The following is a 22308-nucleotide window of genomic DNA, read 5'->3' as shown; positions in this document are numbered from 1 at the left end:
TGCCCGGGTGAACCACACGGGCACGGCGGGGCGGACACCGGCGGGCGTCAGTGCCCGCGTGCTCGTACGACTCACTCGGGAGCCTCCGGGAGTCCGTCCGTGGCGCGGGATCGGACTGCGGAGGGATGACGCGGAGCCGGGGCCGCGTTCTCGGCGCTCTGCCGACTCCTACGTGGCCGGCACCCCCGGGGTGGGCAGGAAGCCTGTTCCGTGGAAGTACGTCAGATAGCGGTTCAGGATCTCGTCGGTCAGCAGCGGCTGGTGAACGCCCACGGCTGCTGCCGCGGCCGCTGTCCGCCGGGAGTCGAAGCGGCGCAGGTCCGTCACCTCGGGCCCGGTCTGCCCCTCGCCACCGAGGAACAGCTGCGCGGCGTTGTCGGGCTGCGCCGCGACGCGGGCCTGCCACTGCGCCGCGGGAACGGTCGGCAGCACGTGGCCGAGTCGGGAGGCCGCCTCGAAGACCCGGTCCAGGCCCGGAGCGTCCGGGTTGGTGAGGTGGTACGTCTGCGCACCGGTCGGGGCGGACACGGAGAGCGCCACGACCGCGGCGCTGACGTAGTCGACCGGCACCCAGTCCGTCGACCCGTACGGCAGGTCCGGTAGCGCGCCCGCCTGGAGGCAGCCCTTGACGAGCTGCCACAAGAGGTCGCGGTCCTGGCAGGCGCCGGTGGTGGTGTCGCCGCTGATACGTCCGGGCCGGTGGACGGTCACCGGCAGGCCTCGTTCACGGGCGAGTGCGACGAGCCCCTCGGCGACCCACTTGCTCTGTGCGTACCCGTCGGGCAGGGCGGCTGCCGGGCCCGTCGGGGTCGACTCGGTGATGGTGACGGGGTCGGGGCCGGGTGCCGGTGCGTACACGCCTGTCGTCGAGACGTAGTGCATCCCGGGTGAGGCCGAGTCGGCGAGCAGACGCAGCAGCTCCTCGGTGCCGGCAACGTTGGGGCCGCGCAGGTCTCCGAACGCGGCGGCGAAGTTGACCCGCGCGCCGTTGTGCAGGACCGGGCCGAGGCGGCGGACGAGGGCCGTGCGGTCCCCCGGTGACAGACCGAGGCCCGGGGCGGCGAGGTCGCCCGGGACGGGGCGGATCAGGTCCTCGTACCGGGGGCGCCACAGGCCGTAGCGCTCCAGGTTGGTCCGCAGCCGGTGCGCCGCTCGGTGGTCGTCCTCGGCCCGTACGAGGCAGTCGACAGGGCCGTCGGTCCTCTCGATGAGGTCGCGCAGCAGGAAGGCGCCGAGGAAGCCGGAGGCGCCGGTCAGCAGGGGCCTGGGGGAAGGGCGCAGGGCTCTGCGTACGGGCACCGGCACGACTGCCGCGGCGTCCCGGCCCGTCCCTGTGATGTCCGGTGCCAGCCGGACCTCAGCAGCCAGGTCCGGGGTGGCATCGTCCGCCGGGCGCTCCTCCCCCGCCGCACGCCCCAGCAGCCGGTCGACGCCCTCGACGGTGGGCGCCGCGAACAGGGCCCGCAGTGAGGGGCGTCGGCCGCAGCGTTCCTCGATGCGTCGGGCCAGGGTCACGGCGAGCAGCGAGTGGCCGCCCAGGTGGAAGAAGTCGTCCGTGACGCCCACCTCGGGCACACCGAGCGTCTCCGCGAACACCTCGCACAGGGCGCGCTCGCGCGCGGTCCGGGGCGCACGGCCCCCTGCCGGTGCGGCGCGGTGGGGCGCGGGCAGCGCGCGCCGGTCGGTCTTGCCGTTGGGGGTGAGGGGCAGGGCTCCGAGGCTGACGTGGGCGGCGGGGACCATGTGGTCGGGCAGGGTCGCGGCAAGGCGGGTGCGTACCTCCGGCTCGTCCAGGGCCGGCGCGCCTTCCGCGGGAACGGTGTACGCGACTAGGCGCCGGTCGCCGGGCCGGTCCTCGCGGACGGCGGCGCAGGCCGCGGCCACGCCGGGCAGCGCGGTGAGCGCGGCCTCGATCTCCCCGAGTTCGATGCGGAACCCGCGGAGTTTGACCTGGTCGTCGACTCGGGAGACGTAGACGAGTTCCCCGTCCCTCGTCCAGCGCACCAGATCGCCGGTGCGGTACATGCGGCCGCCGGCGTGGTCGAACGGGTCGGCCAGGAAGCGGGACGCGGTCAGTGCGGCCCGGCCGTGGTACCCGCGGGCGACTCCGTCCCCGGACACGTACAGCTCGCCCACGACGCCGGGCGGCACGGGTGCCAGCCGGTCGTCCAGGACATGGACCCGGGTGCCGTTCACGGGGACGCCGATGGACACCGTCCGGTCGGGGGCGAGCGGCCCGTCCGGGTGCTGGAAGGCACTCATGGTGGCGCACACCGTGGTCTCGGTCGGGCCGTACGCGTTGACGAGGAACCGGTCGCGCGCCCAGGTGTGCACCAGGGCCGGCGGGCAGGCCTCGCCGGCGAGGACCATCGTGGTGCCGGCGGGCAGCGAGCCGGGGGGCATCACCGCGAGTGCGGCGGGTGGCAGGGTGAGGTGGGTGATACCCCGCTCGCGGACCAGGGCGGCGAGGGTGGGACCGGGCAGCAGGGCGTCGCGTTCGTCGATCTCCAGGCAGGCACCGGCGAGCAGTCCCATGCACAGTTCCCAGAACGCGGCGTCGAAGCTGACGGACGCCATGTGCAGCACGCGGCTGCCCGGGGTGACGCGCAGCCGTTCGCTCTGGGTCCTGGCCATGGCACCGACACCGCGGTGGGTCACCACGACACCCTTCGGGCGGCCGGTGGAACCCGACGTGTAGATGACGTAGGCCGGGTGTGCCGGGTCCGGTGACGGCGCGTTGCCGGTGCGGGTTGCGGTGTGCGCGGCCGTCCGTTCGCTGTTCCCGAGCTCGTCGGCGTACAGGTGCGGTAGGCCGGCCTCGGGGAGGCGGCGGTGAATGGCCGCGGTGGTGAGGAGCAGGCGCGGCCTGGCGTCTTCGAGCATGTAGGAAAGGCGCTGGGCCGGGTAGTCCGGGTCGAGGGGCACATATGCCGCCCCGGTCTTGAGGACGGCGAGCAGGGCCACGACGAGGTGGTGCGTGCGGGGCAGGGCGACGGCCACCCGGTCCTCGGGGCCGATGCCGTGTGCGGCAAGGTGCTGGGCGAGGCCGTCGGCGAGGGCGTCGAGTTCGCCGTAGGTGAGGGTGGTGTCCGCGTCGCGGACCGCCGGGGCCTTGGGGGTGCGTCGTACCCACTGCGCGAAGAGTGCCGGAACCGTCGACTCGGGCAGCGCCTCGACGGGCCCGGTCCCCCAGGTCGCGAGGCGGGTGCGTTCGGCGGGTGTGAGCACGTCGTACGTGTGCAGTGGGCGGTCCGGGTCCGCGGTGACGGAGCCGAGAAGCAGGACCAGCCGGTCGGCGAGGGCGCGGACGGTCGCCGCGTCGAAGAGTTCCGTGGCGTAGTCGACGGCGGCCCGCATGCCGCTGGGGCGCCGTTGTCGTCGTACGTCTCGGTGAAGGTGAACGACAGGTCGAACTTGCTGACTCCGGCGTCGACCGGCACACCGCTGACCGTGAGGCCTGGCAGGTCGATGCCTGCGGCGGGGGCGTGGTTCTGCAGGATGAGCATGGTCTGGAAGAGCGGATGGTGGCTCTGCGAGCGCGCGGGGTTGAGCAGCTCCACCAGGCGCTCGAAGGGGACGTCCTGGTGCGCGTATGCGGAAAGGTCGAACTCCCTCACCCGGGCGAGCAGTTCACGGAAGGTGGGGTCGCCCGTCAGGTCCGTGCGCAGCACGAGGGTGTTCACGAAGAGGCCGACGAGTTCCGAGGCCGCCTCGTCGGTGCGTCCGGCGACGGCGGTGCCCAGCGGGATGTCGTCGCCGGCGCCGTGCCGGGACAGCACGGTCGACAGGGCGGCCTGGAGCACCATGAAGACGCTGCACCCGCTGCTGCGGGCGAGGTCGGCGACCCGCCGCGAGGTGGTGGCGTCGACGGTGAAGCCGTAGGTGGCTCCGGTGTGCCGGGGCACTGCGGGACGCGATCGGTCCCACGGCAGCTCGACGAGTTCCGGAAGGCCGCTCAACGCACCCTTCCAGTAAGCGAGTTGTCGGGACACGACACTCTCGGGGTCGTGCTCGTCACCGAGCAGGCGGCGCTGCCACAGGGTGTGGTCGGCGTAGTCCACGGGCGGTGCGGTCAGCGCGGGCTCCACCCCGCGCACACGGGCCCGGTAAGCGGCGCCAAGGTCATTCGCGAGCGGCGCCAGGGACGAACCGTCGGCGGCGATGTGATGGATCACGAGCACCAGGACGTGGGCGTCGTCCGCCAGGCGCATCAAGGTCGCCCGCAGCGGAAGGCGGTGCTCGATGTCGATGGGTTCGGCCGTGGCCGCTCTGATCCGGTCGGCGGCCTTGTCCTCGTCGACGGCTTCCAGCGCGAACGGGAGGCGGACGTCGTCCACGGCGGTGATGTGCTGGTTCGGCCCGTGGTCGCGCTCGGGGTAGACGGTGCGCAGGGCTGCGTGCCGGCCGACGACGTCGCCGAGGGCCAGGCGCAGGGCCTCGGTGTCGAGCGGTCCCTCGATGCGTACGGCGAAGGGGATGTTGTAGGTGGCGGAGGGGCCTTCGAGCCGGTGGAGGAACCACAGGCGCTGCTGGGCGTACGACAGCGGGAGGGCGCCAGGGCGTTCCTGCGGGACGAGAGCGGGGCGGCCGGGCCGGTCCTCGTTCTCCAGGGCCGCGGCGAGCGTGGCGACGGTCGGGTTCTCGAAGAGGGTGCGGATCTCGGTCTCGGTGTCCAGGGCGGTGCGCACCCGGCCCACGAGCCGGGTGGCCAGCAGCGAGTGGCCGCCCAGGGCGAAGAAGCTGTCGTCGATGCCGACGCGTGGCACGCCGAGCACGTCGGCGAACAGCCCGGCGAGGATCTCCTCAAGCGCACTGCGCGGCCTCCGGCCCGCCGTTCCCGGGGTGGCGGGTGCGGGCAGGGCGGCCCTGTCGAGCTTGCCGTTGGGGGTCAGGGGCAGCGCGTCGAGCGGCTGGATGACGGCGGGCACCATGTAGGCGGGCAGGTGGAGTCCGACGTACGCGGCGAGCGGACCGGGGTCCGGGGTGTGTCCGGGGGCGGGGACGACGTAGGCGGTGAGGGTCCGGTCGCCCGGCAGGTCCTCGCGGACCAGTACGCAGGCGGCGGCCACGGACGGGTCGGCGCGGAGCACGGTCTCGATCTCGGCGGGTTCGATGCGGTGGCCGCGCAGTTTGATCTGCTGGTCCGCCCGGGCGACGTAGCGCAGGGTGCCGTCGTGGCCCCAGCGCACCAGGTCGCCGGTGCGGTACATCCGCGCCCCGGTGCCGGCGAACGGGTCGGCGACGAACCGGGTGGCGGTGAGGCCGGGCCGCCCGAGGTAGCCACGCGCGACCCCGGCGCCCGCGACGTACAACTCCCCCTCGGCGCCGAGCGGCACGGGCCGCATCGCCGCGTCCAGGACGTAGGCGTGCCCGCCGTCGAGCGGTCGGCCGATCGGGGCTGCGCCGCCGGGAGAGTCGTCGGGGCGGACGCGGTGGACGGTGGCGAAGGTGGTGGTCTCGGTCGGCCCGTAGACGTGCAGGACGACGGTGTCCGGGTGGGCGGCGGCGAGGCGCTGCAGGACGCCGGGCGCGGCGGCCTCGCCGCCGGTGGCGACCAGACGCAGCAGGCCGAGGGCGTCCGTGTCTGTCTCGGCCAGCACGTTGAACAGGGCCGTCGTGAGGAACGCCGCCGTCACGCCGTGCCGGGCGACGAGGTCACGGAGCACGGCGGGCTGGAGCGTGCCCTCGGGCGTCACGACGACGCGGCCGCCGTTGAGGAGCGGGGCCCAGATCTCGAAGGTGGAGGCGTCGAAGACGTACGCCGAGTGCAGCAGGACGGCGTCGGCCGCGCCGTCGCCCCAGTTCCGGTCGGATGCGAGAGCTGTCACGTCGGCATGGGTGACGCCGACGCCCTTGGGCAGTCCGGTGGAGCCGGAGGTGAACATCACGTACGCGAGCCGGTTGCCGCCCGTGAGCGCCGGAAGGGCCCCCGGGCTGTCGGGCCTCCGTGCCGGACGCGGCCTGCGGCGTCGACGGTCAGCACGGTCACGTCCGGGCCGAGTTGGCGCACCCAGTCGTGGGTGCGGGCCGCCTCGTCGACGATCAGGACCCGCAGCGCGGCGACCTCGGCGACGCGGTTGAGACGTTCGACGGGCCAGCGCGGGTCGAGCGGCACGTAGGCGGCACCTGCGCGCAGGACGGCCAGGGAGGAGGTGACCGTGGCGGTCGAACGGGCGACCAGGATGCCGACGCCGTCCTCGTCACCGGTTCCGACCCCGGTCAGGGCGCGGGCGAGACCGTCCGAGAGGTCACTGAGCTGGCGGTAGGTCAGTTGCTCGCCCGCGCCGGACACGGCCACCGCGTCCGGATGCCGGGCGGCACGCTCGGCCACGGCGTCCGCGATGCTCACCCCTCCTGTGTCGCGGAGTGGTTCGGCGCCGGCCCCCAGGGCGAGCAGCGTCTCACGCTCGCCTTCCAGGAGGACGGGAACGGCGTCGGCGCGGCGGTCGAGGCCCTGTGTCATCACCGTCAGCAGGCGGCGCATGCGGGCGACCGTCCCTGCCACCTCGTCACGGTGCAGGACGGCGGCCCGGTATCCGAAGGTGATCTTCAGTGCGTCACCCGGCGCGATGGTCAGGGTGAGGGGGTAGTGGGCCGCGTCCGTGCCGCTGAACCCGGTGACGGCGAGGCCGGGCAGCCCCTGCTGCGCGGTGCGCAGCGCCTCGTCGTCCATCGGGTAGTTCTCGAAGACGGTCAGGGTGTCGAAGAGTTCATCGAGGCCCGTGACGCCGCGTATCTCGGTGAGGCCCACGTGCTGGCTGCCGAGGAGACGGCCCTGTTCCTCCTGGAGCCTGGTCAGGAGCTGCGCCAGGGTCTCGCCGGGGGTCGGGCGCAGCCGTACCGGCAGGGTGTTGATGAACAGGCCGACCATCGACTCGATGCCGGGGATCTCCGGCGGGCGTCCGGACACGGTGGCGCCGAACACGACGTCGGGGCGTCCGGTGAGGTGTCCGAGCACAAGCCCCCAGGCGCCCTGGACAAGGGTGTTGAGGGTGAGCCGGTGGGTGCGGGCCGTCTCACGCAGCCGGTGCGTCGTGGCCGCGTCCAGGTCGAGGACGAGCGTTTCGGGCAGTTCGCCGGAGGCCGGCGCCCCGCTGCCGCCGGGCCCGGCGAGCAGGGTGGGGCCTCGACTCCGGCCAGGGCGGTGGACCAGGCGTCCAGAGCGGCGCCGCGGTCCTGCTGCGCCAGCCACTGGAGGTAGGCGCGGTAAGGGGTGACGCGCGGCAGGGCGCTGTCGTCACCCCCGGTCGCGTAGAGCTCGAACAGTTCCCGCACCAGGAGGGGCACCGACCAGCCGTCGAACAGGATGTGGTGGCTCGTCATGACCAGGCGGTGGCGCTGCGGCGCGGTGCGCACCAGGGTGAACCGCATCAGCGGCGGGGTGGTCAGGTCGAAGCGTCGGGTGCGGTCGGCGGCGAGGAACTCGGTGAGGCGTTGCTCCGTCGTGCCCGTGCCGTCCGTACCTGTCAGGTCCAGTTCCTCCAGCGGCACGGGAACCTCGGCGGCGACCGCCTGCACGGGCTCGTCCAGATCCTCGTGGAGGAAACCGACCCGCAGGTTGGCGTGCCGGCGCAGCAGGCTGCCGATGGCGGCGCGCAGCGCGGGGACGCCGACGGGCCTTCGAGGTCGAAGACGAACTGCGCGGTGTAGACGTCCACGGCGTGGGAGTCGTACAGGGCGTGGAAGTGCATGCCGGCCTGAAGCGGCGTCAGCGGCAGTACGTCCTCTAGTTGGAACCCGGTCACTTGCGGCCACCCCACTTGTTCTGCAGTCGGTCGATCTGTGCCTGGTTGAGCGAGACCAGGGGAAGGTCGGACGGCGTGTAGCCGCCCGCGTCGGGTCGTTCGGCGTGTTCCGCGAGGGCGCGCAGCGCGCGGATGAACGCGTCGGACAGGGCTCCCACGTCCTCCTCCTTGAGGAGGTCACTGGGCCAGGTCCAGCGGGTCACCAGGCGCGGACCGTCCGGCAGGTCCTCGGTGTGCGCGTTGATGTCGATGACGTGGTGCACGGGCATGTCCGGGTCCTGACTGCGCGGCCCGCCGCCGTCCAGCAGGACGTCCCAGTCGGCGCCGCCGCTGTCGGACGGCCCCTGCGAAGCGGCGTACCGGCCGAGGTAGTTGAAGCCGATCTGGGGTTCTGCCGCGGTGGCCAGCCGGGGCCGGGTCACCGGGTTGAGGTGGCGCAGCATTCCGTAGCCGACGCCGTGGTCGGGCACGGTCCGCAGCTGTTCCTTGACGCGTTTGACGGCGCGTTCGACGAGTGCGGCGTCGAAGCGTCCGGGGTCGCGGCCGTCGAGGGGTCCGGGGTCGAGCCGGACGGGGTAGAGGCTGGTGAACCAGCCGACCGTACGGGACAGGTCGAGGTGTTCGGCGATCTGTTCGCGGCCGTGGCCCTCCAGGTCGAGGAGGACGGCGCTGCCTTCCGGCCGGGGCTCGCCGAGGCGGGCGGCCCGGTCCGTCCGCCAGGAGCAGACGGCCAGGGCGAGGCCGGTGAGCAGGACGTCGTCCACTCCGGCGTGGAACGCGCCGGGGACAGTGGTGAGCAGGGACTTCGCCCAGGTGGCGGGCAGGTGCGTGACCAGGGTGCGCGTCCCGTCGGCCGTGTCGAGGTGGGGGTCGAGCGGCCGGTATCCCAGTTGCGGGTCCGGGGTGCTCAGCACGCTCTGCCACCTGGGGAGTTCGGCCTCCCGCGCGGCGCCGCGCGCCTGGGACGCGAGCAGGTGCGCCCAGGCTCGGTAGGGAGTCGTGGCGGCGGGCAACGCCGGGGTCGCGGCGGGGCGCTCGCCGCCGGCCGCGGCTTCGGTGACCGTCTGCCATGCCCGGGCCAGGTCGGCGGCGAGGATGCGCCAGGAGACCGCGTCGACGGCCAGGTGGTGCACGACGAGCAGCAGCCGCCCGCGGGCGTGCGGTCCGGCATCGCACCAGACGGCCTCGACCACTTCCCCGTGCGCGGGCCGCAGACGGCTGCGCACCTGCTCGCCCGCCTCGGTGACGGCTGCGCGGGCGGCTTCCGCGTCGAGGCCGGCGATGTCGACGCGGGTGAAGCGGCGGCGGGCCTGCACGGCGCCGGGTGGCAGGGCTTCGAGGACGGGCTCACCCCCGGCCGGGCGGGTGACTCGCAGACGGAGCATGTCGTGGTGGTCGATGAGGAGTTGGAGGGCTGCGACGAGAGCGTCCTCCCCGGCGCCCGCGGGCGTGCGCAGCACCCCGGACTGGTTGTAGCCGTCCGTGGTGCCGGGCCGCTCCAGGAGCCAGGCGGCGATGGGCGTCGGCGGCATCTCGCCGGTGCCCTGTTCGGCCGGTGCGGCGGCGTCCTGGCCGAGTGCGGTGGCGACGGCCGCGATGGCCTCGGGGGTGCGGTGGACGAAGACGTCGCGGGGGGTGACTCCGAGGCCGGCCTCGCGGACGCGGCTGACGAGCTGGATGGAGAGGATGCTGTCGCCGCCGAGCGCGAAGAAGTCGTCGTCGGTGCGGACGGCCGGGCTGTGCAGGACGGAGGCGAACACGTCGCACAGGACGCGTTCCTGCGCGGTGCGCGGCTGACCGCCCGGCCGGGTGGCGGCAGGGCGTGCCGGCACGGGCAGGGCGCTGCGGTCGGTCTTGCCGTTGGGCAGGAGCGGCAGGGCGTCGAGGGCGACGAAGACGGCGGGCACCATGTACGGCGGCAGGGCCGATGTCAGCCGGGTGCGCAGTTCGCTGTCGGTCGGGGTCGCGGCGCCGCTGCGCCTGTCGGGGACGGTGTAGGCGACCAGTCTCCGCTCCCCCGGCCGGTCCTCCCGGACGACCGCGCAGGCGGCGGCGATGCCGTCGAGCGCGCTGAGAGCGGCCTCGATCTCGCCGAGTTCGATGCGGAAGCCGTGCAGCTTCACCTGGTCGTCGGCGCGGGAGACGTAGGTGAGCAGGCCGTCGGCATCCCGCCGGACGAGGTCGCCGGTGCGGTACATGCGGCTGCCGGCGGGCCCGTACGGATCGGCGACGAACCGCGATGCGGTCAGGACGGGGCGCCCGAGGTAGCCGCGGGCAAGGCCGTCGCCCGCGATGTGGAGCTCGCCGGTGACTCCCGGCGGCACCGGCCGGAGCCCGGCGTCCAGGACGTAGGCGCGGGTGTTGTCGACGGGGCGGCCGAGCGGCACTCCGCCGTCCCCCGCGCCGGCGTCCGCCTCCGCGCGGCGGTGGTGGTGGGCGGTGGCGTCGATCGTCGTCTCGGTGGGTCCGTACAGGTTGTGCACCTCGACCCGCCAGTCCCGGCCGGCGCGCGAGGCCAGCGCCCGGGGCAGGGTTCGCCGCCGCACAGGACGGCGCGCAGGGTCGCGGGCGCCTCGTCGGGGCCGGTCTCGGTGAGGATCAGCGAGAGGTGCGAGGGCACGAACTGCACGATCGTCGCGCCCGCTTCGCGCATGCGGGCCAGCAGCCCGGCGGGGTCGTGGTTGGCGGCGGGCGGCACGGGGCAGGTGGAGCCGCCGTGCAGCAGCGGCAGCCAGGTCTCCCACACCGAGGCGTCGAAGCTCGGCGACGTGCGTGCCAGGACCCGGTCCTCGTCGGTGAGGCCGAGGTGGCCCGCCATCCACTCCATGTGGTTGACCAGGGACGCGTGGGTGACGACGACGCCCTTGGGACGGCCGGTCGAGCCCGAGGTGTAGATGACGTAAGCGGCGTCGCGCGGGTCCGGCGCGGCGGTGGGCGGTGCCGTGCGCCCGGTGGACCAGGCGGCCCGGTCGTCGAGTGCGAGGCAGGGCACGGACGGGACGTACCGCGCGGCGCGGGCGGTGCCGTGGGTGAGGAGCAGCGCCGGGCGGGCGTCGTCGAGCATGTAGGTGATCCGGGCCTCGGGGTATTCGAGGTCGACCGGCAGGTAGGCGGCCCCTGCCTTGACCACCGCCAGCATCGCGACGACCTGGTCGGCGGTGCCTTCCAGGGCGAGGGCGACGAGGTCGCCGCGTCCGATGCCCCGCTCGTGCAGGTGGTGGGCCAAGTCGTCCGAGAGACGGTCCAGTTCACCGAAGGTGAGCCGGTGCGAGCCGTCCCGGACAGCGATCGCCTCGGGGGTTCTGGCCGACTGCGCGCGGAACGCCTCGGGCGCCGTGCGCGCCGCCACGGGCCGGACCGGGCCGTGTGCGGCCCGCTCCAGGCTCTCCTGCTCCGCCGCGTCCAGGAGGCCGACCGAGTGGACGCGACGGCCGGGGTCGGCGGCGAGCGAGCCGAGCAGGCGGGTGAGGCGGGTGGCCAGGGCGTGCGCGGTGGTGTGGGCGAACAGTTCGGTGGAGAACTCCAGCACTCCGTCGAGGCCGGCAGGCCGGCCCGCGCCGTCCCGGGTCTCGTTGAAGGTGAAGGTCAGGTCAAATTTGCTGATGCCGGTGCGCACCGGCTGTTCCGTCACCGTGAGACCGCGCAGGCCTACGGTGGTGTCCGCCTGGTTCTGGAGGACGAGCATGGTCTGGAACAGCGGGTGGTGGTTCTGCGCCCGGACCGGGCTGAGGGCGTCCACCAGCCGCTCGAACGGCACGTCCTGGTGGGCGTAGGCGGCCAGGTCGAACTCCCGCACCCGGTCGATGACTTCGGCGAAGGTGGGGTCTCCGCTCAGGTCGGTGCGCAGGACGAGGGTGTTGACGAAGAAGCCCACCAGATCGTCGAGGGCCTCATCGGTGCGTCCGGCGACGGCCGTGCCGAGCGGGATGTCCTCACCGGCGCCGTGCCGGGACAGGAGCACCGACAGGGCCGCCTGGAGCACCATGAACAGGCTGCATCCGCGGGCCCGGGCGAGATCCGCGAGTGCCCGGTGGGTGTCCGCGTCGACCGGGAACGCGAACGCGTCGCCCCGGTAGGCCGTGACGGCGGGGCGCGGCCTGTCGCACGGCAGAGCGAGCAGGTCGGGGGCGCCGGCGAGTGCGGTGCGCCAGAAGTCCAGCTGACGGGCGGCCTGGCTGGTGGGGTCGTCCTCGGCGCCGAGCAGGGCGCGCTGCCACAGGGTGTAGTCGGCGTACTGGACGCCCAGCTGCGTCCAGGCGGGTTCCTCGCCCTCGGTACGCGCCCGGTAGGCCTCGCCGAGGTCGCGGGCGAGCGGGGCGAGGGACCAGCCGTCGCCCGCGATGTGGTGGACGAGCAGGACGAGGACATGGGTCTCGGTGCCGAGCCGCAGCAGCCTGGCCCGCACGGGCAGTTCGGCGCTCACGTCGAAGGTGTGCGCCACCTCGGCGGTCAGGGCCTCGTCGAGGCGGGCGGGGTCGGTGTCGCGAGGCGTCAGGTCGAGGTCGGCGGCGCCGGCGTCCAGGACCAGCTGGCGCGCCACGCCGTCGGCCTCGGGGAAGACGGTGCGCAGGCTCTCGTGGCGTTCGACGACGTCCGCGAGGGCGCACTGCAGGGCGTCCGCGTCGAGCGGGCCGTCCAGGCGGAGCACCATCGGCACGTTGTACGTGGCGCTTGGCCCTTCGAGCCGGTTGAGGAACCACAGGCGCTGCTGGCGAAGGACAGCGGCAGCGGATCGGGCCGGCGCCGGGCCCGCTCCAGCGGCGCCCTGGCCTCGTCCGCGCCGTCCAGTGTGGCGGCGAGCGCGGCGGGCGTGGGGTGCTCGAAGACTGCCTTGACCTGGACCTCCACGGCGAGCGCGGTACGGATGCGCGCGGCGAGCCGGGTGGCGAGCAGGGAATGGCCGCCCAGGGCGAAGAAGTCGTCGTCCGCGCCGGCCTCGTCGAGGCCGAGCACGTCGGCGAAGAGTGCGCAGAGGATCTCCTCACGCGCGGTGCGGGCGGCGCGTCCACGGACCGGGAGCTGGTGCGCGGGCTCCGGCAGGGCGCGCGGGTCCACCTTGCCGTTGAGGGTCAGCGGAAGCGCCTCGATCAGTACGAACGCGGCGGGCACCATGTAGGCGGGCAGGGACCGGCCGACGGCCCGTGCGAGGTCGGCGGACTCGGGCGTGCGCCGTTCGCGGGCACCACGTACGCGACGAGCCGCCGGTCGCCGGGGGTGTCCTCGCGGACGACGGCGAAGGAGTCGGCGACACCTTCGCAGCAGGCCAGCACGCCTTCGATCTCACCGAGTTCGATGCGGTAGCCGCGCAGCTTCACCTGGTTGTCGGCGCGGGCGACGTAGGCGATCTGCCCGTCACCGGTCCACCGGACGAGGTCGCCGGTGCGGTACATGCGCCCGCCCGCCGCGTCGAACGGGTCGGCCACGAAGCGTGCGGCGGTCAGGCCGGGCAGCCCCGTGTACCCGCGTGCCACGCCGCGTCCGGCGAGGTAGAGCTCGCCCACCACCCCCGGCGGGACGGGGCCCAGGGAGCCGTCGAGGACATACAGGCGCATGCCGTCCAGGGCCCGTCCGATGGGCGGCGGGCCCGACGGCAGGTCGGCCGCCACGTCGTAGCGGGTGGCGAAGGTGGTCGTCTCGGTGGGTCCGTACACATGCAGGACGCGCACGCCCGGCGCGGTGCCGGCCACTCGCTGCATCGCGTCCGGGGAGGCCAGTTCACCGCCCGCGCAGACGAGCCGGAGGCCGGCGAAGGCGCCCGGATCGGTCTCGGCGATCACGTTGAACAGTGCCGTCGTCAGGAAGACCGCACTCACACCGTGCTCGTGGACGGCATCGTCGAGGACGCCGGCCTCCAGCACGCCGTCCGGTGCGACGACGACTCTGCCGCCGTGCAGGAGCGGGGCCCAGATCTCGAACGTGGAGGCGTCGAAGACGTACGCCGAGTGCATCAGCACCGCGTCGGCGGCGCCGCCCTGCCAGGCGGAGTCGGCCGTCAGGGCCACCACGTCGGCGTGTGTGACACCCACGCCCTTGGGCAGGCCGGTGGAGCCGGAGGTAAACATCACGTAGGCGAGGGCCCCGGCGCCCGGCACGGCGGCTGGGCTGCCCTGCTGCTCGGGCGCGCCCCGCAGGATCCGGCCGAGCCGGTCCACGACCACGACCGGTACCCGCCGGGCCGTTTCGGTCACCCACTGGGAGGTGCAGGCGTCCTCGTCGACGACGAGGACGCGCACGTCCGCCACCCCGGCGACCTGTTCGAGCCGCTCCCCGGGCCACCGCGCGTCCAGCGGGACGTAGGCGCCTGCCGCGCGTACCGCGCCGAGCGACACCGACACGACGGCCGGCGACCGGGTGAGCAGCACGCCGATCCCGGTTTCCGGGCCGACGCCGAGGCCCGCCAGTGCGCGGGAGAGGTCGGTGGAGATCCGGTCGAGTTCGGCGTACGTGAGGGTGGTGCCGCCGTCGGTCACGGCCACCGCGTCCGGTGTGCGGTGCGCTTGGGCCGCGAAGAGGGCCGGCAGGGTGGCGTCGCCGGAGGCGGGCAGACCGCGGCCGGTTCCCCAGTGGGTGACGCGGGCGTGCTCGTCCCGCGTCATGAGGTCGTAGCTCGCGACGGGCAGGCGGGCTCGGCGGCCACCTGCTCCAGGAGCCGGACCAGGCGGTCCGCGAGTGCTTCGACGGTGGACCGGTCGAAGAGGGCGGTGGCGTACTCGATCCCGGCGGTGAGGCCTGCCTCGCCCCCCTCCTCGTTGAAGGCGAAGGTGAGGTCGAACTTGCTCAGGCCGTTGTGGACGAGCCGGTCCTCGACGGTGAGGCCGGGCAGGTCGGGGCGGGCGGTCTCCTGGTTCTGGAGGACCAGCATGGTCTGGAACAGCGGATGGTGGTTGCGTGCCCGGACCGGGTTGACGCTCTCGACGAGACGCTCGAAGGGAACGTCCTGGTGCGCGTATGCGCCCAGGTCGAACTCCCTTACGCGCAGCAGGAGTTCCCGGAAGGTCGGGTTGCCGGACAGGTCCGTGCGCAGGACGAGCGTGTTGACGAAGAACCCGACCAGGTCCTCCAGCGCCTCGTCCGTGCGGCCGGCGACGGGCGAGCCGAGCGGGATGTCGTCGCCCCCGCCGTGACGGTGCAGCAAGGTGGCCACCGCCGCCTGGAGCACCATGAACAGGCTGCTGCCCGACTCACGTGCCAGGCGCAGGAGTTGGGCGTACAGAGGGACGGTACGTCGAAGGTGTGGACGGCTCCCCTCGGGTCGGTGGAGACCGGGCGCGGCCGGTCCAGTGGCAGATCGATCAGCCCGGGCAGCCCCGCGAGGGCGGTGTGCCAGTGGTCGAGCTGCCGGCGCAGAACACTCTGCGGTGCGACGCCGTCGCCCAGGGCGGCCTGCTGCCAGAGGGTGTAGTCGGCGTACTGGAGCGGGGTGCCGGCCGCCGGCTCGGGCTCCCGGCCCGCGAGCCTGGTGCGGTAGGCGTCGCCTAGGTGGCGCGTGAGCGGGGCGAGGGACCAGCCGTCGCCCGCGATGTGGTGCAGGACGAGCACCAGGACGTGGTGGCCGGGCGCGGAGCGCAGCAGCAGGGCGCGCAGCGGCGGGTCCGTGATCACGTCGAACGGCTCCCGCACGGCGGCCAGGACGGCTGCCTCCAGGTCCGCGGGCGCTGTGCTCACGACAGGCAGGCGAGGGGTGACCGCCCCGGCCGGAAGAACCAGCTGATGAGGCACGCCGTCGCGTGCGGGGAACAGGGTGCGCAGCGCCTCGTGCCGCTCCACGACGTCACGCAGGGCGGCGCGCAGGGCATCGGTGTCCAGGGCGCCGTCGAGTTCGAGGACGAGCGGGATGTTGTAGGCGGAGCTGGGGCCTTCGAGCCGGTTGAGGAACCACAGGCGCTGCTGGGCGAAGGACAGCGGCAGCGGATCGGGCCGCTGCCCGGCGGGCACCACCGGGGGGTGGGCGCGGCCCTGCAGGTCCAGGACGCGGGCCAGGCCGGCGACGGTCGGGTGCTCGAAGAGGGTGCGGACGGCGATCTCGGCGCCGAGCACGGCGCGGACGCGGCTCACGACCCGCATGGCGAGGAGGGAGTGCCCGCCGAGGTCGAAGAAGCTGTCGTGCGGGTTCACCAGGGGCCGCTGCAGGACGTCGGCGAAGATGCCGGCGAGCAGGCCCTCCTGGAGGGTGTGCTGACCCACTCCGTCGGTGGCGTCGGAGCCGGGCGCGGGCTCCGGCAGGGCGCGCCTGTCCACCTTGCCGTTGGGCAGGAGCGGAAGGTCGTCCAGGACGACCACGGCGCCGGGCACCATGTAGTGCGGCAGGCTCTCGGCGAGGGCGTCGCGCAGGGTGACGGGGCGCAGGGACGGGTCCGCGGTGACGGCGTAGGCGACGAGGAGGCGCCCGCCGGCCTTGTCCTCACGGATCACGGCGCAGGCGCCGGTGACTCCGGGGCGTACCAGGAGTGCGGCCTCGACCTCGCCCAGCTCGATCCGGAAGCCGCGGAGTTTGACCTGGTCGTCGGCGCGTGCCACGTAGTCGAGCAGGCCCTGCCGGTTCCACCGCACGAGGTCGCCCGTCCGGTACATCCGGGCGCCCGTGCCGTCGAACGGGTCGGCGACGAACCGTGCGGCGGTCAGGCCCGGGCGGTCCAGGTATCCGCGGGCGAGGTTGGGACCGGACAGGTACAGCTCACCGGTGACACCGGGTGGCACGGGACGCAGCCGGCCGTCCAGGACATAGGCGCGCATGGTGTCGACGGGGCGGCCGATCGGCACGGTCTCGTACGGCGTGCCGTCCGGCTGTCCGCTGCTCTCCTGGCCGGCCACGCGGTGGGCGGTCGCGTCGATGGCCGCCTCGGTCGGCCCGTAGAGGTTGTGCGCCTCGGCCCGCCACAGCTCGGCGACGTCGTCGGCGAGGGCGCGCGGCAGCGGCTCGCCGCCGCACAGCACGGCGCGCAGGCCGGGCAGCGGCGCGGCGTGCGCCGCCTCGGTGAGGACGAGGGTCAGGTGGGAGGGCACGAACTGGGCGACGGTGACGCCGAACCGGCTCATCCAGGAGACCAGGGTGCGGGGTTCCGTGTTGGCGCCGTGCGGCAGCACACAGACCTCGGCGCCGTTCATCAGCGGGAGCCACAGTTCCCACACGGAGGCGTCGAAGCTGGAGGAGGTGCGGGCGAGGACCCGGTCCTGCGGGGTGATCGCCAGGTGCCGCGCCATCCAGGCCATGTGATTGGCCAGGGCGCTGTGCGGCACGACCACACCCTTGGGGCGGCCGGTCGAGCCGGAGGTGTAGATGACGTACGCGGGGTCCGCCGCGCGGGGTGCGGCCGGGAGGGTCCTGCTGTGGCCCGTGGACCGGGCCTCCCGGTCGTCGAGGGCGAGCCACGGTACGTCGCTGACGGGCAGTGACGGGTGGACGTCCGTGGTGGTGAGCAGCAGGACGGGTCGGGCGTCGTCGAGCATGTGCCGGATGCGGGCGGGCGGGTACTGCGGGTCGACGGGCAGATAGGCGGCACCGGCCCGCAGTACGGCCAGCATGGCAACGACGGTGTCCACGGACGGCGGCGCGGCGATGGCCACCCTGCCCTCACGGCCCGCGCCGCGCTCGCGCAGGAGGTGGACGAGCGTGTCGGCGCGGGCGTCGAGTTCGGCGTAGGTGAGGCTCGTGTGCGCGTCGCGCACGGCTACGGCGTGCGGTGTGCGCGCGGCCCACTCCCGTACCGCTTCGGGGACGGTACGGGAGGGCAGGGGCCGCTCCTCGCCGCGTCCCTGGATCAGGAGCCGGTCCCGCTCCCCCGGGCGAGCGGGTCCAGGTCACTGATGGCTCGGCCCGGCTCGGTCACGGCGAGGGTGAGGACACGGGCGAAACGCGCGCACAGGGCGTGGGCGGTGGCGGCGTCGAAGAGGTCGGTCGCGTATTCCAGGTACCCGCCGATGCCTCCGGCGCCGGGCGCGGTGTCTGCGGCAGCGCTCTCCGGCGGGTCGGCCGGTACTGCGGGTCCGGCGGGTCTGGTGACCTCGGCGGATCTGGTGTCTGCGACAGGTCCGGTGACATCGGTGTCTTCGGTGAGCTCGGTGAGCTCGGTGAGCTCGGTGAGGGAGAACGTCAGGTCGAACTTGCTGCCCCCGCGGTGCCGGGACAGGTCGCGGACAGCGACACCCGGCAGATCGAGCCCCGCCCGCTCCTGGTTCTGCAGAACCAGCATGGTCTGGAAGAGGGGGTGGTGGTCGCCGGAACGCTCAGGGTTGAGAGCTTCCACTATCCGCTCGAACGGGATGTCGCCGTGGCTGAGAGCCGCGATGTCGAACGCTTTGACCCTGTCGAGCAGTTCGCGGAACGTCGGATCGCCCGACAGGTCCGCGCGCAGCACGACGGTGTTGACGAAGAACCCGACCAGGTCGTCGAGGGCCTCGTCGGTGCGTCCGGCCACGGCGGCGCCCAGCGGGATGTCGGAGCCCGCGCCGTGTGCCTGGAGTGTCACGGCGAGCGCGGCCTGGAGCACCATGAAGGGGGTGCAGCCGGCGGCACGGGCGAGCCGGGTGAGCGCGGCGTGCGCGGGGCGGGCAACGCGAAGGGGACGGCGTCGCCCCGGTGGCTGGACACGGCGGGGCGGGGCCGGTCGAGGGGCAGGTCCAGCAGGTCGGGGGCGCCGTGCAGCGCCTCCTTCCAGAAAGCCAGCTGGCGCGCGGCCAGGCTGTCCGGGTCGGCGTCGTCGCCGAGCAACCGGCGCTGCCAGAGGGCGTAGTCGGCGTACTGCACGCGCAGCGGGGCCCAGTCGGGCGAGCCCGTGCCCTCGCCCCTGGCACGGTAGGCGGTGGCGAGATCACGGCTGAGCGGGGCGAGAGACCAGCCGTCGGCGACGACATGGTGGAGCACGAGGACCAGGACGTGGCGCGCCGGGCCCAGGCTGAGCAGATGCGCGCGGACGGCGGTGTCGTGCGCGAGGTCGAAGGGCTCGGTGGTCAGGCGGCGCAGCCTTTCCTCGGTCCAGCCGTCGGCGCTCCGCTCGGCCGGTGGCTGTTCGACGACGAGAGGGACGAGCGAGGCGGCGGAGTCGGCACCGAGGACCACCTGGCGGGCGATCCCGTCGTGTTCGGCGAAGACGGTGCGCAGGCTCTCGTGGCGGGCGACCACGTCCGCCAGGGCACCGCGCAGGGCGTCCGTGTCGAGGGGGCCGTCGAGTTCGAGGACGAGCGGGACGTTGTAGGTGTCGCCGGGGCCCTCCACCCGGTTGAGGAACCAGAGGCGCTGCTGCGCGAAGGACAGCGGGACCGCTTCCGGCCGCGGCTGCGGGCAGAGGGCGGGCCGGGCCGCCGCGGTGGTGTCCAGGGCCGCGGCCAGGGAGGCGACCGTGGGGTGGTCGAACAGCGTGCCCAGGCCGAGTTCGACGCCCAGGGCCGTCCGCACCCGGCCGGTGAGACGGGTGGCGAGGAGCGAGTGGCCGCCCAGGGAGAAGAAGTTGTCGTCGATCCCGATCCCGGTCATCCCCAGGACGTCCGCGAACAGGCCGGCCAGAACCTCCTCGTACGCGGTCCGCGGCGCGCGGCCGGTGGTGGCGGCAGCGCGGGGGCGGGCAGGGCACGGCGATCGAGCTTGCCGTTGGGTTCAGGGGCAGCGCGTCGAGTGTCACGAAGGCGGAGGGCACCATGTACGCGGGCAGGGCGCGCCCGACCCTGCGGGCCAGGGCGGGGCCGTCCGGGCGGGCGCCGGGGGCGGGCACGACGTAGGCGACCAGTCGTCGGTCGCCGGGTACGTCCTCGCGGACCACCACGCAGGCACCGTGCACATCCGGGTCGGTGAGCAGGACGTTCTCGGTCTCGGCGGGTTCGATGCGGAACCCGCGGAGTTTGATCTGGCCGTCCGCGCGCCCGACGTACTCGATGTCGCCTCGCGCGGTCCAGCGCACGAGGTCGCCGGTGCGGTACATTCGACCGCCGCCTGCGTCGTACGGGTCGGCGACGAATCGGGTGGCGGTCAGCGCCGCACTGCGCTGGTAGCCGCGGGCGACGCCGTGGCCGCTCACGTACAGCTCCCCCACGACGCCAGGCGGCACCATGCCGAGGGAGTCGTCCAGCACGTACAGGCCCATACCGTCGAGGGCCCGGCCGATGGGCGGGACGCCCGCGGTGCCGGCAGCTACGGGATGGCGGGCGGCGAAGGTCGTGGTCTCCGTGGGGCCGTACACGTGCAGGACGAGCGTGGCGGGAGCCGCGGCGGCGACCCGCTGCATCAGGTCCGGGGTCGCGGCCTCACCGCCCGCGGCGACCATGCGCAGCCCGGCGAACGCCGTGGGATCCGCCTCGGCCATCACGTTCAACAGCGCCGTCGTGAGGAACAGCGCGGTCAGACCGTGCCGGGCCACCGTCTCGTGCAGGACGCGTGCCTCCAGCACGCCGCCGGGTGCGACGACCACGCGCCCGCCGTTCAGCAGCGGCACCCAGATCTCGAAGGTGGAGGCGTCGAAGACGTAGGCGGAGTGCATCAGCACCGCATCCGACACGCCGTCCGTCCAGGTGCTGTCGGCGGCCAGCGCGAGGACGTCGGCATGGGTCACACCGACGCCCTTGGGCAGGCCGGTGGAGCCGGAAGTGAACATCACGTACGCGAGCCGGTCGCCGCACGTCACCCGGGCAGGGGACCCGGCCGTGCCGGGGCGCCGCGCAGGACACCGCCGAGGGCGTCGATGACGATCAGCGGCAGGCCGGCGGCGATCTCCCGCACCCAGGGCTGAGCGGCGGCGGCCTCGTCGGCCACCAGGGCACGCACGCGCGCGGCCGCCACGACGCGGCCGAGCCGTTCGGCCGGCCAGGCAGCGTCCATCGGCACATACGCCGCTCCCGCGCCCACGGCGCCGAGCGTGGCGGACAGCACGGCCGCCGAGCGGCCCACCAGGACGCCGACACCGTCCTCCGCCCGACGCCCCAGCCGGCCAATGCGCCTGCGAGGTCGTCCGCGGTCCGCGCCAACTCCCGGTACGAGAGCGTGACGGCGCCGTCCACCGCCGCCGGGGCGTCCGGGGTCCGGCGCGCCTGCGCCCGGAAGGCCTCCGGCAGGCTCAGGTCGAGGGCCTCGGCCGGCAGGGCGGTGCCGCGCCCCTGCGCGTGCAGGGCCTTGGCGGTGGTCTCGTCCAGGAACGGCAGGTCGCGCAGGGGAATGTCGGCGTCCGCGTCGACCAGCGCCGACAGGAAGGAGACGACGGCATCCTGGTGCAGCCGCACGTCCTCGGGCGGTACAGCTCCGGGTTGGCGTCGAACCCGATCAACGGCCCTTTGCCCTCGGCCCGTTCCGAGACGAAGAGCGAAAGGTCGTCGACGGGGCCGATAGACAGCACGCGGGAGGCGCCGGGGCTGCCGGCGAAGTCGAGGTCGTAGTCGTAGCCCATGATGTTGACGACGACGCCGGTGAGCCGGGCCGCGTCGTCGGTCATGTTCAGTTCACGGGCGAGTTGTTCACGGGAGAAGCGGCGGTGGCGCAGGGCGCCACGCATCTCGGCGGCGACGGCGCGGACGAGGGTGCCGACTGTCATGTCGGGGGTGACGGTCACGCGCAGCGGCAGGATGTTGGCGGTCATGCCGACGATGTGCCGCAGTCCGCCGTGCCGGCCGTTGGAGGCGAGGCCCACGGTGACGTCCTGCGTTCCGGTGACCCGGGCGACGTAAGCGGCGACCGCGCTGACGAGGACGGCGCTCCAGGTGGTGCGGTTGGCGGCGGCCAGTCGGCGCAGGCTGTCGAGGACGGCGACCGGAAGCGTCTCCCCGTTGTGCAGCCGGACGTCCGGCCCGTCGAGGGCCCCTGGTGCGGGAGCATCGGTGCGCCGACGGATGAGGGCCCTGCCACCGTGCGCCTCCGGCTCGCTCCCGGCGGCGGCCGTGTGCGCGGTGCGGTCGGCACCGGCCGTGTGCGCGGTGCGCTCGGCAGCCAGGTCCGCGAACCTGCCGGTCCAGTAGGCGCGGTCGGCCTCGTAGCGGTCCGAGTCGCGGTAGGCCGCCTCGTCGGCGACGAGGTCGCGCAGGGGCGCGGCGGGCAGCTCGGCTTCGGCAAGGTCCTCGCCTCGTACGGCACGCCCGTATAGGTCGGCCACGGTGCGGGCAAAGACGGCGCCGCCGAGGCCGTCGACGGCTATGTGGTGGAAGCGCACGTACCAGTAGTGCAGTCGGCGGCCGAGACGCAGCAACGCGAAGTGGTGGTGCGGGGCGTCGAGCCTGTCGACGGCCGCCATGTCGGCGGCCAGGTAACGCTCAGCCTCCTCGACGGGGTCGTCGGCGTCGGTCAGATCGACCACATGGAGCCGGCTGTTCCCGGCCGGAGGGCGCCGGACGACGTGCTGGCGGACGGTGTCTCCGTCGGCGACGAACTCGGCGTTGAGGCTGTCGCACAGCGCGTAGGCCCGGTCCAGTGCTGCGGCCAATAACACCTCGTCGAGGTCGCCACGGATCTCGAAGCATTCCCCGATGTTGTATTTCGGACTGTCCGGATCCACCAGTTGCCCGTACCAGACACCTTGCTGAGCCGCAGTAATCCCGAAGGACTCGTCGGGAGCCGTACGTGAGGGAACGGAGCCGTTTTCGCGCATGCCGA

2 pseudogenes are annotated in these 22308 nt (G+C 73.8%); both read right to left on the bottom strand.

Features of this window, described 5'->3' with window-relative positions:
- Positions 1–168: 168 nt before the first annotated feature.
- A pseudogene (locus tag LNW71_RS37120) lies at positions 169–7745 on the bottom strand (amino acid adenylation domain-containing protein).
- Positions 7742–22303 (bottom strand): annotated as a pseudogene (locus tag LNW71_RS33955) (amino acid adenylation domain-containing protein). The pseudogenes LNW71_RS37120 and LNW71_RS33955 overlap by 4 nt, the downstream one beginning before the upstream one ends.
- Positions 22304–22308: the final 5 nt, after the last annotated feature.

Origin of the sequence: Streptomyces sp. RKAG290, from assembly GCF_023701695.1 — a bacterium.
Taxonomy (GTDB): Bacteria; Actinomycetota; Actinomycetes; order Streptomycetales; family Streptomycetaceae; genus Streptomyces.
Note: the sequence above shows the minus strand (reverse complement) of the source record. Positions and strands in the feature narration are given on the sequence as shown.